The following is a 337-nucleotide window of genomic DNA, read 5'->3' on the forward strand; positions in this document are numbered from 1 at the left end:
TGGTGTCTACGACGATGTCTTGGCTCGCATTGGCTGTGTTGCCTGCTACATCTGTCACCGTGGCTGTCGCTGTATAGGTGCCGTCAGTCAAGCTGGTGCCGGTCGCATCTAGCGTCCATACGCCGTTGCCGTCGATTGTTAGCTTGCCATCATTTGTGCCTGTGCCGCCTAGCGTGTAGGTGGTGCCATTGAAGCTCACCGTTAGGGTGTCTCCTGTCTCTAGGTAGGCTTTACCACTGACTGACAAGGTCTGATCACTTGTCTTGAAGTCGCTTGTGTTGCTGCCGGTGTCTTGCGTGATGCTGTCTATGCTCACCGCATCGCTACCCGTATGGCC

At 55.5% G+C, this 337-nt stretch carries 1 protein-coding gene; it reads right to left on the bottom strand.

Annotated features, from left to right (window positions below):
• Positions 1 to 337: Ig-like domain-containing protein (locus tag F8R13_RS11530; protein ID WP_216642632.1), on the bottom strand; the 337-nt coding region annotated here is incomplete at both ends.

It is taken from the genome of Hydrogenovibrio sp. JE_KL2 (genome assembly GCF_009296185.1).
In the GTDB taxonomy this organism is placed as follows: domain Bacteria; phylum Pseudomonadota; class Gammaproteobacteria; order Thiomicrospirales; family Thiomicrospiraceae; genus Hydrogenovibrio.